General features: G+C 72.2%; 8 protein-coding genes. 3 read left to right on the top strand and 5 right to left on the bottom strand.

Annotated elements, in window-relative coordinates:
* Window positions 1-71: 71 nt before the first annotated feature.
* The 3 genes from OG965_RS26635 to OG965_RS26625 all read right to left on the bottom strand — a co-directional run bounded on the left by OG965_RS26635 (window position 72) and on the right by OG965_RS26625 (window position 5,050).
* Entirely contained in the window at window positions 72-971 is a 900-nt protein-coding gene (locus tag OG965_RS26635; protein WP_371654580.1) for a hypothetical protein, read from the bottom strand.
* An 84-nt stretch (window positions 972-1,055) separates the two neighbouring features.
* A complete protein-coding gene (locus OG965_RS26630) occupies window positions 1,056-4,442 on the bottom strand; it encodes an ATP-dependent helicase (RefSeq protein WP_371654579.1) in 3,387 nt (1,128 codons plus the stop codon).
* Between the two features lie 152 nt (window positions 4,443-4,594).
* A complete protein-coding gene (locus OG965_RS26625) occupies window positions 4,595-5,050 on the bottom strand; it encodes an MGMT family protein (protein ID WP_371657066.1) in 456 nt (151 codons plus the stop codon).
* Between the two features lie 233 nt (window positions 5,051-5,283).
* On the opposite strand from OG965_RS26625, the gene OG965_RS26620 reads away from it, so the two are divergent.
* The 3 genes from OG965_RS26620 to OG965_RS26610 all read left to right on the top strand — a co-directional run bounded on the left by OG965_RS26620 (window position 5,284) and on the right by OG965_RS26610 (window position 11,492).
* On the top strand, window positions 5,284-8,160 hold the full coding sequence (locus OG965_RS26620) for a lysylphosphatidylglycerol synthase domain-containing protein (RefSeq protein WP_371654578.1): 2,877 nt from the start codon (window positions 5,284-5,286) through the stop codon (window positions 8,158-8,160).
* An 81-nt stretch (window positions 8,161-8,241) separates the two neighbouring features.
* A complete protein-coding gene (locus OG965_RS26615) occupies window positions 8,242-9,807 on the top strand; it encodes an alpha/beta hydrolase (RefSeq protein WP_371654577.1) in 1,566 nt (521 codons plus the stop codon).
* A gap of 128 nt (window positions 9,808-9,935) precedes the next feature.
* Window positions 9,936-11,492, top strand: a complete 1,557-nt coding sequence (locus tag OG965_RS26610; RefSeq protein WP_371654576.1) for an alpha/beta hydrolase — start codon at window positions 9,936-9,938, stop codon at window positions 11,490-11,492.
* A 41-nt stretch (window positions 11,493-11,533) separates the two neighbouring features.
* Here the strand turns inward: OG965_RS26610 and OG965_RS26605 are convergent, their stop codons facing one another.
* Window positions 11,534-12,013: a hypothetical protein gene (locus tag OG965_RS26605; protein ID WP_371654575.1), complete on the bottom strand. Its 480-nt coding sequence runs from the start codon at window positions 12,011-12,013 to the stop codon at window positions 11,534-11,536.
* A gap of 126 nt (window positions 12,014-12,139) precedes the next feature.
* Complete coding sequence (gene moeZ / locus OG965_RS26600; protein ID WP_371654574.1) at window positions 12,140-13,318, bottom strand: adenylyltransferase/sulfurtransferase MoeZ; 1,179 nt, start codon at window positions 13,316-13,318, stop codon at window positions 12,140-12,142.
* Between the last annotated feature and the right edge of the window lie 55 nt (window positions 13,319-13,373).

Raw genomic sequence — 13,373 nt, 5'->3', positions numbered from 1 at the left:
ACTGACAACCGTGGTCCCCGTCGACGCCGGTGTGACGCTCCCCGCACCTCCCGCCGGGGCGCGCCCGGGCGTCAGGCCTTCAGCTCACCGGTCCCGCCGGAGCCGGATCCGGAGCTGCCGCCGGGCTTCATGCCCAGCTTCTCCAGGTCCATGATCTGGTCGGCGGGCGGCGGAGTGATCGTCACCGGCTTGTCGTAGTCACTGAAGGTGACGGTGCCCGGCTCGTCGCCGCCCGTCTCGACGACCTTCAGCAGGTGGGCCGGCCCTTGCTTGGCGACGTACATCGTGACGGCGGATCCGTCGCGCTGCTTCTTGCCTCTGAGCGTGACCGCGGGCACACCGGCGACGACAGTGTCGGCGCCCTTGGTCATCCCGGTGCGGTCGCTCTTGTCGTCGTCCATGCCCGCGACGAGCTCGGAGAGCACGCAGAACTCGCCCATGCCGTCGCCGGACGCCTTGCCGTGGCGCTTCTTGGACTTCTTCGGAGCGTCCGCCGGCATCTTCATCCAGCGGCCCTTGAGCACCTCGATCATGGCGTCGGCCTGCCGCTTGGGGGTGCCGTCCTCCTTGGCGACGGCCCGGTAGAACTTCTCGTCGCCCTTCATGTAGAAGGACTTGAGGTCGGCCTTGACTATGTGGGCCGTGCCGCCCTTGACGGTCGCCCTGCCGGAGCAGTGGCCCTTGCTGGTGACCGTGACCTCGATGGCCATGTGCTCACCGTCGGAGATGCCCGCGCCGGACACCTTGACGGTGTTCGCCGCCTTCGTCACCCCGACCGCCTTCTCGGCGATCGCGTCGGCTGTCATCCCCGCGAACGGGTCCACGGGCGTGGGGGAAGCCGTTGCGGACGGCTTCTTGGCCTCGGAAACGCCCTTGGCCTTGGTGTCACCGTCCTTGCCGCAACCCGCAAGACCGGCGACGGCGGTCGTACAGACCACCGCGACGACCAGAACCTTCCGACTGACCCGCATGCGTCTCTCCTCACAGACTGATGAACCCGCGACATGGGCGACTGTCGTGGCCCCATCAATACAGCGCCCCCACCCCCACATCCGTCACTCCAGCACCTGCCGCCCCTCCGGCTGGGCCGAGCACGACGTACGGAAAGTGCAGTTCGTGCAGTGCTGGCCCGGGTTCGGGGTGAAGTGCTCGTCCAGGACCCGGCCCGCGGCCGTGGCCAGGAGGTCGCCGACCCACTCCCCCGCCAGCGGCTCCTGCGCCTGGACCTTCGGGTACGCCTCGCCGCCCTCCTTCTTGGGGGCGGGCTGACGCAGATGGACCAGCTCGGCGCCGCCGGACGCGGGGCGCTCGCCCGCGAACGCCTCGTCGACCGCGCCCCGCTCGACCGCCAGCTGATAGACCGCCAGCTGCGGATGCGCGGCCACCTCGTTCGCGGTGGGTGCCTGCTTGCCGGTCTTGAAGTCGACGACATAGGCGCGGCCCGCCTCGTCCTGCTCCACCCGGTCCATGGAGCCGCGGATGCGGACCTCGTACTCGCCGGCCTCCAGCGTCACGTCGAAGTCGTGCTCGGTGGCGACGGGGGTGCGGCCCGTCCGGTCGAGCGTGTGCCAGCGCAGGAACCGCTCCAGCGCCACGCGCGCGTTGTTCTTCTCCTGGGCCGACTTCCAGGGCGCGTCGAAGGCCAGCGCGTCCCACACCGAGTCCAGCCGTTCCATCAGCACGGCCAGATCGGCGGGCGTACGCCCGGAGGCGACCTCGTCCGCCAGCACGTGCACCACGTTGCCGAAGCCCTGCGCGGCGGTCGCGGGCGCGTCGGCCTTCACCTCGCGGCCCAGGAACCACTGCAGCGCGCAGGTGTTGGCGAGCTGGTCGAGCGCGCTGCCGGAGAGCACGACCGGGTGATCGCGGTCGCGCAGGGGAACCGCGGAGCGCGTCGGCTCGTTCAACCCCCACCAGCGGTCCGGGTGGGCCGCGGGGACGAGCGGCTGGCCCTCGTCGTCGGTGAGGGCCGCGAGGCGGGCGAGGCGGCGGGCGGCGGCGTCCCGCAGCGCCTCGGACGCCTCCGGGTCGACGGTGGTGGCGCGCAGCTCCGCCACCAGCGCGGCGACGGCCAGCGGGCGGCGGGGCCGGCCGGTGACGTCCTTCGGCTCCTCGCCGAGCTCGGCGAGGAAGCGGGAGGGCTGATCGCCGTCGTCGGCCGGGGCCTTGACCGCCGTCACTACGAGACGGTCGCGCGCGCGGGTGGCGGCGACGTAGAAGAGGCGGCGCTCCTCGGCCAGGAGGGCGCCGGGGGTGAGCGGTTCGGCGAGGCCGTCGCGGCCGATGCGGTCGGCCTCCAGGAGCGAGCCTCGGCGGCGCAGATCGGGCCAGAGGCCTTCCTGGACGCCCGCGACGACGACCAGGCTCCACTCCAGGCCCTTGGAGCGGTGGGCGGTCATGAGGCGTACGGCGTCGGGGCGCACGGCGCGGCGGGTGAGGGTGTCGGCGGCGATGTCCTGGGCGTCGACCTCCTCAAGGAAGTTGAGCGCGCCCCGGCCGCCGGTGCGCTCCTCGGCGCGCGCCGCGGTGTCGAACAGCGCGCACACCGCGTCCAGGTCGCGGTCGGCGTTGCGTCCGGCCGTGCCGCCGCGCAGCGCGGCGCGTTCGAGGCGCTGGGGCCACGGGGTGCCGCTCCACAGCTCCCACAGGGCCTCGGCCGCGGTACCGCCGCCCTCCAGGAGCTCGCGGGCCTTGCGCAGCAGCGCGCTCAGACGCTGGGCGCCCCGGGCGTACGCGGGGTCGTGCGCGACGAGCCGCTCCGGCTCGGCGAGCACGCGCGCGAGGAGGAGGTCGGAGGGCGGCGGCACGCGATTGCCCGCCGCCCGCTCCTCGTCGCGCAGGGCGCGGCCGAGGCGGCGGATGTCGGCGCTGTCCATGCCGCCGAGGGGCGAGGTGAGCAGGTCGAGGGCGGTTTCGGGGTCGAGCCAGGTGGGCGGGGTGTCATCGGCCGCCTCGCCGTCGGCGGCCGCGCCACCGCTCTCGTCGCCCGCCTCCGCCGGACCCGGCAGCGCCGCGGTCGCCACCGCCCGCAGGGCCGTCAGCAGGGGCGTCACCGCGGGCTCGTGGCGCAGGGGGATGTCCGTGCCGTCCACCTCCACCGGGACGCCCGCCGAGGTCAGGGCGCGTCGCAGGGCCGACAGGGCGCGGGTGCCAGCGCGGGTCAGGACCGCCATGTCATGCCACGGAACGCCCTCTTCCAGATGGGCGCGCCGGACGATGTCCGCGATGTTCTCCAGCTCCGTGGAGGCCGTCGGGTAGGTGTACGACTCGACGCGCCCGCCCGCGCGTACCGCCGCCAGCTCGCGGTGCGCCCGTACCTTCTCGGACGGCAGCCGCGGCATCGGCATCCGCCGGGTCAGCAGCCGGGTCGCCGTGAGGAGCGCCTCGCCCGAGCGGCGCGACGTCGTCAGCACCTCGACCGGCGCCGGAGTGCCGTCGGCGCGCGGAAACGTGTCCGGAAAGTCGAGGATCCCGTTGACGTCGGCGCCCCGGAACGCGTAGATCGACTGGTCCGGGTCGCCGAAGGCGACCAGCGTGCGCCCCCCGCCCGCGAGGGCCCGCAGCAGGCGGACCTGAGCCGGGTCGGTGTCCTGGTACTCGTCCACGAACACCGCGTCGTACGCATCGGCCAGAGCGGGCCCGTACGACGGGGCGGAGGAGGAGACGTGGGACGACGTGCCGGAGTGCGGGGCGCGCTCGGCGAGCAGCACCGCCCGGTGGACCAGTTCCGCGTAGTCCAGTACGCCCTGGAGGTCGAGGACGTCGAGATATTCGGCCAAGAACGCGGCCGCCGCACGCCAGTCGGGGCGGCCGGTGCGCCGGGCGAAGTCGGCCAGTGCGTCCGGCCCCAGGCCCAGCTCCCGGCTGCGGGCGAGCACCGCGCGCACCTCGTCGGCGAAGCCGCGCGTGGTCAGACAGGCGCGCAGTTCGTCGGGCCAGCGGACGGGGGCGAGCCCCTCGCGCTCCAGGCCGAGCTGGCCGGCCAGCAGATCGCGCACGGCCACGTCCTGCTCGGGGCCGGACAGCAGTCGCAGCGGCTCGGCGAACAGGTCGGCGTCCTGGTGGGCGCGGACCAGGGCGTAGCAGTAGGAGTGGAAGGTGGTGGCCTGCGGGCCCCGGGTGCCGCCCAGGCGCAGCGCCATCCGGTCGCGGAGCTCCACCGCCGCCTTGCGGCTGAAGGTGAGGACGAGGATGCGCTCGGGGTCGGTCCCGGCGGCCACCCTGGCCGCGACCGCCTCGACGAGCGTCGTGGTCTTGCCGGTGCCCGGTCCGGCGAGGACGAGCAGCGGCCCACGGCCGTGGTCAACCACCGCCCGCTGCCGTGCGTCCAGCAAAGGGGGGTCCACCGGCCTCAGCGGGGTACGTACCAGTCGGTACGCGCCGGCGGACCGCCGTCGTACCTGGGGGTACGTCGTACGCCCGGTGAAGGAGGAGGAGCTCACGTGGATCGCCGGTCCTGGTGGGTGTGCTGGTGATGAGGGTGCGGACGGGGGCCGTGCCGACTGTCGACGGTACGCCGAAGCGCGGCCGGCACGCAGCGAGTCATCCGTACGGGCCTGCGGCCGCCCCCGGCGACGCCCGATGGCCGAAGCTGTCAGATATGAGCCGCCCCGCCGCCGACCTCGTGCTCCGCGCCCGCCGCCCGCGCGGTGACCGTTGTCTCCTCGGCGCGCCCGGAACGGCTCCCCGCACCATCGGCGCCTTCCGCGCCGCCGTCCCAGCGCGCACGGCGCATGTCGAGGCGCGGCAGATGCCCCTCGGCGGCGCGGCTCGCCTCGCGCAGCGGCGTGGACTCCTCCCGGTAGTGGCCGAGGGCGCGCAGCTCGTGGCCCGGCAGCAGCGCCCCGTCCGAGCGCACCACGCGCCACCAGGGCGCGGCGGCGCCGTACAGCGCCATGACGCGTCCGACCTGGCGGGGCCCGCCCTCGCCCAGCCATTCGGCGACGTCCCCGTAGGTCATCACCCGGCCCGGCGGGATGTGCTCGGCGACGTCCAGCACCCGTTCGGCATACTCCGGGAGTTCCGGAAGCTCATCGCTCACCCTGTCCATCCTGCCGTACGCCACCGACAGTGGAGCGGGGAGCAGGCTCCCGTTGACCGCGCGCACCATGGCCACAGGGCGCGCACCGCACGGCGTACGCCGTATCGACACACCCTGATGCCCCCTTGCGGAGCCCGGTCATGCCACCATCATGCGGGCGGTGACCGGTGATACGAGAGCACGAAGACCAGACCGAAGACCAGACCGGCGAGACAGCGGACCAGACGGCGAAGGAGCGGGGCGTGCAGCCACCCGAAGCGGCGGCCGGCAGCACCCCGGAGACGGGGGCGCGGTCCGACGTACCCGCCTCCGGCGCGAAGGCCGTCTCCGCGCCCGAGGCCCCGTCCGGCTCCCCCGCGCCCGGCGCCAGAGCCTCCTCCGTGCCCCCCTCCGGCGCCACGGCCACCTCCGCGCTGCGCGGGGCGGCGGAGAAGGAGTGCGGGTCCGGCTTCGAGGCCTGTGAGGGTTCGGGGGCCATCGAGCGCGTCTCCGTGGACGAACCGCTGCTCCCCGCGCGCGTGCACCGCCCCTCCGACCTCGTACGGCTGATCAGCGGCGTACTGGCCATCGCGATCGTGCTCACCATCGCCGCCATCGCCCACCACACCACGTCCGGCCTTGAGCAGGACATCAGCAAGGGCTCGGACCAGGCGCCGGACGTACTGATCCGGCTGGCCGGTCTGGTCTCCTCCATCGCCGTACTGATCCTGCCGGTCGCCTTCGCCATCGAGCGGCTGATCAAACGCGACGGGCTGCGCATCGCGGACGGTGTGCTCGCGGCCGTGCTCGCCCACGGCGCCGCCCTCGCCACCGATCTCTGGGTGGCCAAGTCGGCGCCCGAGTCGATCACCAGCGCGCTCACCCAGCAGTCCGGCACGGGCGGTCTCACCGACCCCGTACACGGCTATCTCGCCCCGGTCATCGCCTATATGACGGCCGTCGGCATGGCCCGCAGACCGCGCTGGCGGGTCGCCCTGTGGGCGGTCCTGCTGCTCAACTCGTTCGCCGTGCTCGTCGGCGGCCAGACGACCGCCTTCTCGATCCTCGTCACGGTCCTGATCGGCTGGACGGTCGCCTACGGGACGCTGTACGCGGTGGGGTCGCCCAACGTCCGGCCCACCGGCCAGACCCTCCTCGCCGGGCTGCGCAACGTGGGCTTCCGGCCGCTCACCGCGATGCGCGCCGAGGACGTCCCGGACTCCATGGAGCAGGGCGACCGGGGCCGCCGCTACTTCGTGACCCTGGAGGACGCGCCGCCGCTCGACGTCACCGTCGTCGACCGCGAACAGCAGGCCCAGGGCTTCTTCTACCGGGTGTGGCGGCGGCTGACCCTGCGCTCCATCACCACCCGCCGCTCCATCCAGTCGCTGCGCCAGGCCCTGGAGCAGGAGGCGCTGCTGGCGTACGCGGCGATCGCGGCCGGGGCGCACGCGCCGAAGCTCATCGCCACCTCCGAGCTCGGCCCTGACGCCGTGATGCTGGTGTACGAGCACACCGGCGGGCGCTCCCTGGACTCGCTGGCCGACGAGGAGATCACCGACGATCTGATGCGCAGCGCCTGGCGGCAGGTGCGCGCGCTCCAGTCGCGGCGCATCGCCCACCGCAGGCTCGCGGGGGACGCGATCCTGGTGGATCGTTCCGGCACGGTCATCCTCACGGATCTGCGCGGCGGCGAGATCGCGGCCGGCGATGTGGTCCTGCGTATGGACATCGCGCAGCTCCTGGTCACCCTGGGGCTGCGGGTCGGCGCCGAACGGGCGGTGGCCGCCGCCGTGGACGTGCTCGGCCCGGACACCGTCGCCGACAGCCTGCCGCTGCTCCAGCCGATCGCGCTGAGCCGCTCCACGCGCGCGACGCTGCGCCGCATGGCGCGCGAGCAGGCGCAGCGCGAGCGCGAGGCCGTCATCGAGGCGTCGCTCGCGGCCAAGGAGGCACGGGCCGCCGAGGCGGCGGAGGCCAGACAGCGCGAGACACAGGTTCTGAGCGCCCCCGAGCAGCCGTCTGCCGCCGGGGAGGAGCGCAAGGCCGTACGGGCCGAGAGCAAGGCCGTGCGCGCCGAGAAGAAGGCCGAGAAGGAGGCCATCGACGAGGCCCTGGAGAACGCGCGCGAGGACGATCTGCTCACCCAGATCCGCGCCCAGGTGCTGCTGATCCGCCCGCAGGCGCCGGTGGAGCCGGTGCGCCTGGAACGCATCAAGGTGAAGACCCTGCTGACGTTCGTCGCCGGTGCCATCGCCGCGTACTACCTGCTGGTGCAGATCACCCACATCAAGTTCGGCGATCTCGTCGCGAACGCGCAGTGGGGCTGGGTGGCGGCGGCCGTGCTCTTCTCGGCGCTCTCCTACCCGGCGGCGGCGGCGAGCCTGCTGGGCTTCGTACCGGAGAAGGTGCCGTTCGGACGGGCCGTGATCGCGCAGGTCGCGGGCTCGTTCGTGAAGCTGGTCGCCCCGGCGGCGGTCGGCGGTGTCGCCCTGAACACCCGGTTCCTCCAGCGCGCGGGGGTCCGCCCCGGCCTCGCGGTGGCGAGTGTGGGCGCCTCACAGCTCTTCGGACTCGCCTCGCACATCTCGCTGCTGCTGGTCTTCGGCTATGTGACGGGCACCGAGAAGACCCCGGACCTGTCGCCGTCCCGGACCGTGATCGCGGGTCTGCTCACGGCGGCGGTGCTGATCCTGGTGGTCACCGCCATCCCCTTCCTGCGGAAGTTCGTGGTCACCCGGGTCCGGTCGCTGTTCGCCGGAGTGGTGCCGCGCATGCTGGACGTGCTCCAGCGGCCCCAGAAGCTGCTCACCGGCCTCGGCGGAATACTGCTGATCACGGGCACCTTCGTGATGTGTCTGGACGCGTCCATCCGGGCGTTCGGCTCCGGTGACAACACCCTCAGCTACGCGAGCGTCGCGGTGGTCTTCCTCACCGCCAACGCACTGGGATCGGCCGCCCCGACGCCGGGCGGTGTCGGCGCGGTCGAGCTGGCGCTCTCCACGGCCCTGACCATCGCGGGCCTGCCCGCCGAGACGGCGGCCTCCGCCGTGCTGCTCTACCGGCTGCTCACCTTCTGGCTTCCGGTGCTGCCGGGCTGGCTGTGCTTCAACTACCTGACCCGCAGGGGCGAGCTCTGACGGACCCGTGCGGAGGCCCCGGCCACCCGCATGGCCTGCGGTTTCGCGCGGGTCCCGGCTGACGGGCCCACGATGGGGAGCATGGAGAACTCCGCCGCCCTGCGTGCCGCCTCTCTCGCCACCGTCACCGCCGCCGTACTGCTCGCCGCCACTGGGTGCTCCGACAGCGGGACCAAGGAGTCGTCCCCGGCCAAGGCGTCGGCGCTCGCCTCCCAGAAGCTGAACTGGAAGAAGTGCGGCGCGCCCTCCCCGGCGGAGGGGAGCGGGGACGCGCCCTCGCCGCCGCCCGGCGGGGGCGAGTGGAAGTGCGCCACCATGCGCGTGCCCCTCGACTACGACAAGCCCGACGCCGGGTCTGTCGAGCTCGCGCTCATCCGGGCCGAGGCCCGCGAGAAGGACAAGCGCATCGGGTCGCTGATCTTCAACTTCGGCGGCCCGGGCGGCTCCGGAGTGACCACCCTGCCCGCCGCCGCGGGCGACTACGAGAAACTCAGGGCCCGCTACGACCTGGTGAGCTTCGACCCGCGCGGGGTCGGCTCCAGCGCACCCGTGGAGTGCGAGAGCGACAGCCAGCTCGACCGCTACTTCGCGCAGGACTTCACGCCGGACGGCGCGGCCGAGGAGAAATCCCTCACCGACAACATGAAGTCGTTCGCCGCGACCTGCCAGTCCAACTCGGGGCGGGTCCTTCCCCATGTCGGCACCACCAGCGCCGCGCGCGACATGGACCTGATGCGCCAGGTCCTGGGCGACGACAAGCTGTACTACTTCGGCATCTCCTACGGGACCGAACTGGGCGGGGTATACGCCCACTTGTTCCCCAAGAACGTCGGCCGGGCCGTCTTCGACGCCGTCGTCGACCCCACCAGCACCGCCGAGCAGGGCGCGCTCGGGCAGGCCAAGGGCTTCCAGCTCGCCCTCGACAACTTCGCCCAGGACTGCGTGGACCGGGGCGACCGGTGCCAGCTGGCCGGATCGAACCCGAAGGAGGTCGAGGCCGGCATCGTCAAGCTCCTCACCGGCCTCGACAAGCAGCCCATCCCCGGCAGCGGCACCCGCATGCTGACGCAGACCGAGGCGACCAACGGCATCGCCCAGGCCCTGTACTCCAAGGAGTACTGGCAGCTCCTTGAGCAGGGCGTGGACGAGGCGGAGGGCGGGAGCGGCGCCCTCCTGCTCGCCCTGTCCGACGCGATGAACGGCCGGGCCAAGGATGGTACTTACAGCAACATCCAGGCGGCCAACACCGCCATCAACTGTGCTGATTTCAAGGATCGTTACTCACTGGACCAAACGAAGGCCAAGCTGCCCGAGTTCCGCAAGGCGTCCCCCGTTTTCGGCGACTTCCTCGGCTGGGGTCTGCTGGGCTGCACCGCCTGGTCCGTGCCCGGCCAGTGGAGCACCCCCGACGTGAGCGCACCGGGCGCGGCGCCGATCGTGGTCGTCGGCAACACCGGCGACCCGGCCACGCCGTACGAGGGCGCCAGGCACATGGCGGAGAAGCTCGGGCCGGGCGTGGGGGTGGAGCTGACGTACAAGGGGCAGGGGCACGGGGCGTACAACAGCGGCAGCAAGTGCGTGCAGGACGCGGTGAACACGTATCTGCTGGACGGCAGGGCCCCGGCGGCCGGGACGGTCTGCCAGTAGCCCGGGCGAGCTCCCGGACCCGCGCCGGGCGGGGCTCGGGGCCGGTGCCGGGGCGGGCTCGCGGGGCGTTGTCAGTGGGCCCGCCTACGATGACTGGACTTGATTGACTCGGCCTGCGGGGGGCGTCCATGAACGGTCTTGTACGTGTACGGGCGGGGGCGCTGGCCGTCGTCGCCGTGCTGGCGGGCGGGTTGCTCGCGGGCTGCGACTCCGGCGGGGAGGCCTCGGGCGCCACCGCCCCGCCGAAGAGCACGGCCTCGGCCGCGCCGACGCGGAGCACGGACGACAAGGCGCGGGCGCTTCCGGACGCGCTCACCGGGCAGCGGCCGCGCTGGAGTTCGTGCCAGAGCTCGGGGTGGCAGTGCGCCGAGGTCAAGGTGCCGCTGGACTACGCGAAACCGGCCGGTGACACCATCTCCGTCGCGCTCGTGCGCAAGCAGGCACGCGACAAGGACAAGCGGATCGGCTCGCTGCTCTTCAACTTCGGCGGCCCCGGCGGCTCGGGCGTCGAGATCCTGCCGCGGGCCGCGGACACCTTCCGCTCCCTCAACTCCCGCTACGACCTCGTCGGTTTCGACCCGCGCGGCGTCGCCAAGAGCTCCGGCGTGGTGTGCCGCGACGACAAGGAACAGGCGGACGCCGAGCGGCGGATCGACGCCACCCCGGACACCCCGGCCGAGGAGGCGGCCTTCCTCAAGGACGGCGCCGACTTCGGCGCGGGCTGCGAACGCCGCTCCAAGAAGGTCCTGCCGTATGTGGGGACGAGCAACGCGGCCCGGGACATGGACCTGCTCCGCCAGGTCCTCGGCGACGCGAAGCTCAACTACTTCGGAATATCGTACGGAACCGAACTGGGCGGCACCTACGCCCACTTGTTCCCGCACAACGTGGGGCGGACCGTCCTGGACGCGGTGGTCGACCCGACCGCCGACACGGTGGGCCACGCCCGGAACCAGGCCACCGGCTTCCAGCGGGCGCTCGACGACTACTTGAAGTCGACCGGCCAGGACCCGAAGACGGGCACCGAGCGGATCGCGAAACTCCTGTCGCGGCTCGACGAGCGGCCGCTGCCCACGGCGGGCGGGCGGGGGCTCAACCAGAGCCTCGCACTGACCGGCATCGTCATGCCGCTGTACTCGAAGGAGAGCTGGCCCTACCTCACCCAGGCGCTCACGGAGGCTCAGGAGCGCGGCACCGGCAATCTGCTGCTCGCGATGGCCGACTCCTACAACGACCGCTCCAAGAGCGGCCGTTACGGGACGCAGAGCCACTCTCAGCGGGCGATCTCCTGCGACGACAGCAAGGCCCGGCCGACCGCCGCACAGGCGAAGGCGCTGCTGCCGGAGTTCCGGAAGATATCGCCGGTCTTCGGGGAGTTCCTGGCCTGGGACACGGCCGGCTGGTGTGCGAACTGGCCGGTGCCGGGCGAGCGGGACGTGCCGGAGGCGAGCGCCCCGGGGGCGGGCCCGGTGCTGGTGGTGGGCACCACCGGCGACCCGGCGACCCCGTACGAGGGCGCGAGGAGGATGGCGGACAAGCTGGGCGCGGGAGTGGGGGTGCTGCTGACCAACAAGGGCGAGGGACACGGCGCGTACACCAAGGGCAACACCTGTGTGATGCGGACCGTCGACGCGTATCTGCTGGAGGGCAAGGTCCCGGCGAACGGGACCGTCTGCTCGTCCTAGCGGACCGGGCGCGGCCGGGCCGCGGTCCGGCCGGGCGGCCGTCAGGCGTGGGCGCGCTTGAGGGTGCGCAGGATCAGCCACTGGTCGCCCCAGGCCATCGCCGTGGCAAGGACCGCCATCACGATTCCGACGACGAGGCTGCCGCCCGCCGCGCCCATCGCGAGACCCGCGAAGCTCAGGCCGAAGCGGACCGCGAAGCGGATGCCGAGCAGGCCGAGGGCGAGCAGCCGGGTGCGCTTGTTCTTCCAGAGCGCCCTCATGTAGCGCATCCGGGCGCGGAGGACGGTGAGCGTGAGGGCGATGTTCAGCGCGGCCACGACCGGGATCAGCCAGTAGACCACCGGGTACGCGCGGGCGATGTCGAAGACCCCGGCGAAGCAACCGACCAGCGGGAAGTACCAGTTGGGCAGGCCCTTGATCTCCGGCTGCGCCGTGGTCCCGTCCTGCGCCGTGGCTCCGTCCTGCGCCGTGGTCCCGGTTGCGGCGGTGCGGACCTGGTTCTCGATTGCCACCGTGCTCATCACAGTGCCCCCTTCGCGTGCGCTCTCTCGCTGACAAGAGAGAGCTTCGCTCAGGGGGCACCGACCACGGCAGAGATGACCGTCCCGGGTCCCGCAGGACAAATGTCCTACGGCCCGGAACCGGTATCAGTAGACGGGCTTCTCCGGCTCGATCTGGTGGACCCAGCCGATCACGCCGCCGCCGACGTGGACCGCGTCCGCGAAGCCCGCGGACTTCAGGACCGCGAGCACCTCGGCCGAGCGGACGCCCGTCTTGCAGTGCAGCACGATGCGCTTGTCCTGCGGCAGGTCCTGGAGGGCGTTGCCCATCAGGAACTCGTTCTTCGGGATCAGCTTGGCGCCCGGGATGGAGACGATCTCGTACTCGTTCGGCTCGCGGACGTCGATGATCTCGATCTTCTCGTCGGCGTCGATCCACTCCTTGAGCTGGCGGGGAGTGATCGTCGAGCCGAGCGCCGCCTCCTGGGCCTCCTCGGACACGACGCCGCAGAAGGCCTCGTAGTCGATGAGCTCGGTGACGGTCGGGTTCTCGCCGCAGATCGCGCAGTTCGGGTCCTTGCGGACCTTCACCTGGCGGTACTGCATCTCCAGGGCGTCGTAGATCATCAGACGGCCGACCAGCGGTTCGCCGACGCCCGCGAGGACCTTGATCGCCTCGGTGACCTGGATGGAGCCGATGGACGCGCAGAGCACGCCCAGGACGCCGCCCTCGGCGCAGGAGGGGACCATGCCCGGCGGCGGGGGCTCCGGGTAGAGGCAGCGGTAGCAGGGCCCGTACTCGGACCAGAAGACCGAGGCCTGGCCGTCGAACCGGTAGATCGAGCCCCACACGTACGGCTTGTCGAGCAGCACGCACGCGTCGTTGACGAGGTACCGGGTGGCGAAGTTGTCCGTGCCGTCGACGATCAGGTCGTACTGGCTGAAGATGTCCATCACGTTCTCGGCTTCGAGCCGCTCTTCGTGCAGGACCACGTTCACGTACGGGTTGATCCCCAGGACCGAGTCCTTGGCGGACTCGGCCTTGGAGCGGCCGATGTCGGCCTGGCTGTGGATGATCTGGCGCTGCAGGTTCGACTCGTCGACCTCGTCGAACTCGACGATGCCGAGCGTGCCGACACCGGCGGCGGCCAGGTACATCAGGGCCGGCGAGCCGAGGCCGCCGGCGCCCACACAGAGCACCTTGGCGTTCTTCAGCCGCTTCTGCCCGTCCATCCCGACATCGGGAATGATCAGGTGGCGCGAGTACCTGCGGACCTCGTCGACGGTGAGCTCGGCAGCCGGCTCTACCAAGGGTGGCAGCGACACGTGAACCTCTATTACGCAGTCGGTCGGTATGTCAGTACGGTTGTTCTCTCCGCAA

The organism is Streptomyces sp. NBC_00224 (assembly GCF_041435195.1).
Classification (GTDB): Bacteria; Actinomycetota; Actinomycetes; order Streptomycetales; family Streptomycetaceae; genus Streptomyces.
Note: the sequence above shows the minus strand (reverse complement) of the source record. Positions and strands in the feature narration are given on the sequence as shown.

Excerpts from the sequence above, each read along its gene's own strand:
- OG965_RS26615 (WP_371654577.1), top strand. The coding sequence starts at position 8,242 with ATGGAGAACTCCGCCGCCCTGCGTGCCGCCTCTCTCGCCACCGTCACC.
- OG965_RS26625 (WP_371657066.1), bottom strand. The coding sequence starts at position 5,050 with ATGGACAGGGTGAGCGATGAGCTTCCGGAACTCCCGGAGTATGCCGAA.
- OG965_RS26605 (WP_371654575.1), bottom strand. The coding sequence starts at position 12,013 with ATGAGCACGGTGGCAATCGAGAACCAGGTCCGCACCGCCGCAACCGGG.
- OG965_RS26635 (WP_371654580.1), bottom strand. The coding sequence starts at position 971 with ATGCGGGTCAGTCGGAAGGTTCTGGTCGTCGCGGTGGTCTGTACGACC.
- OG965_RS26610 (WP_371654576.1), top strand. The coding sequence starts at position 9,936 with ATGAACGGTCTTGTACGTGTACGGGCGGGGGCGCTGGCCGTCGTCGCC.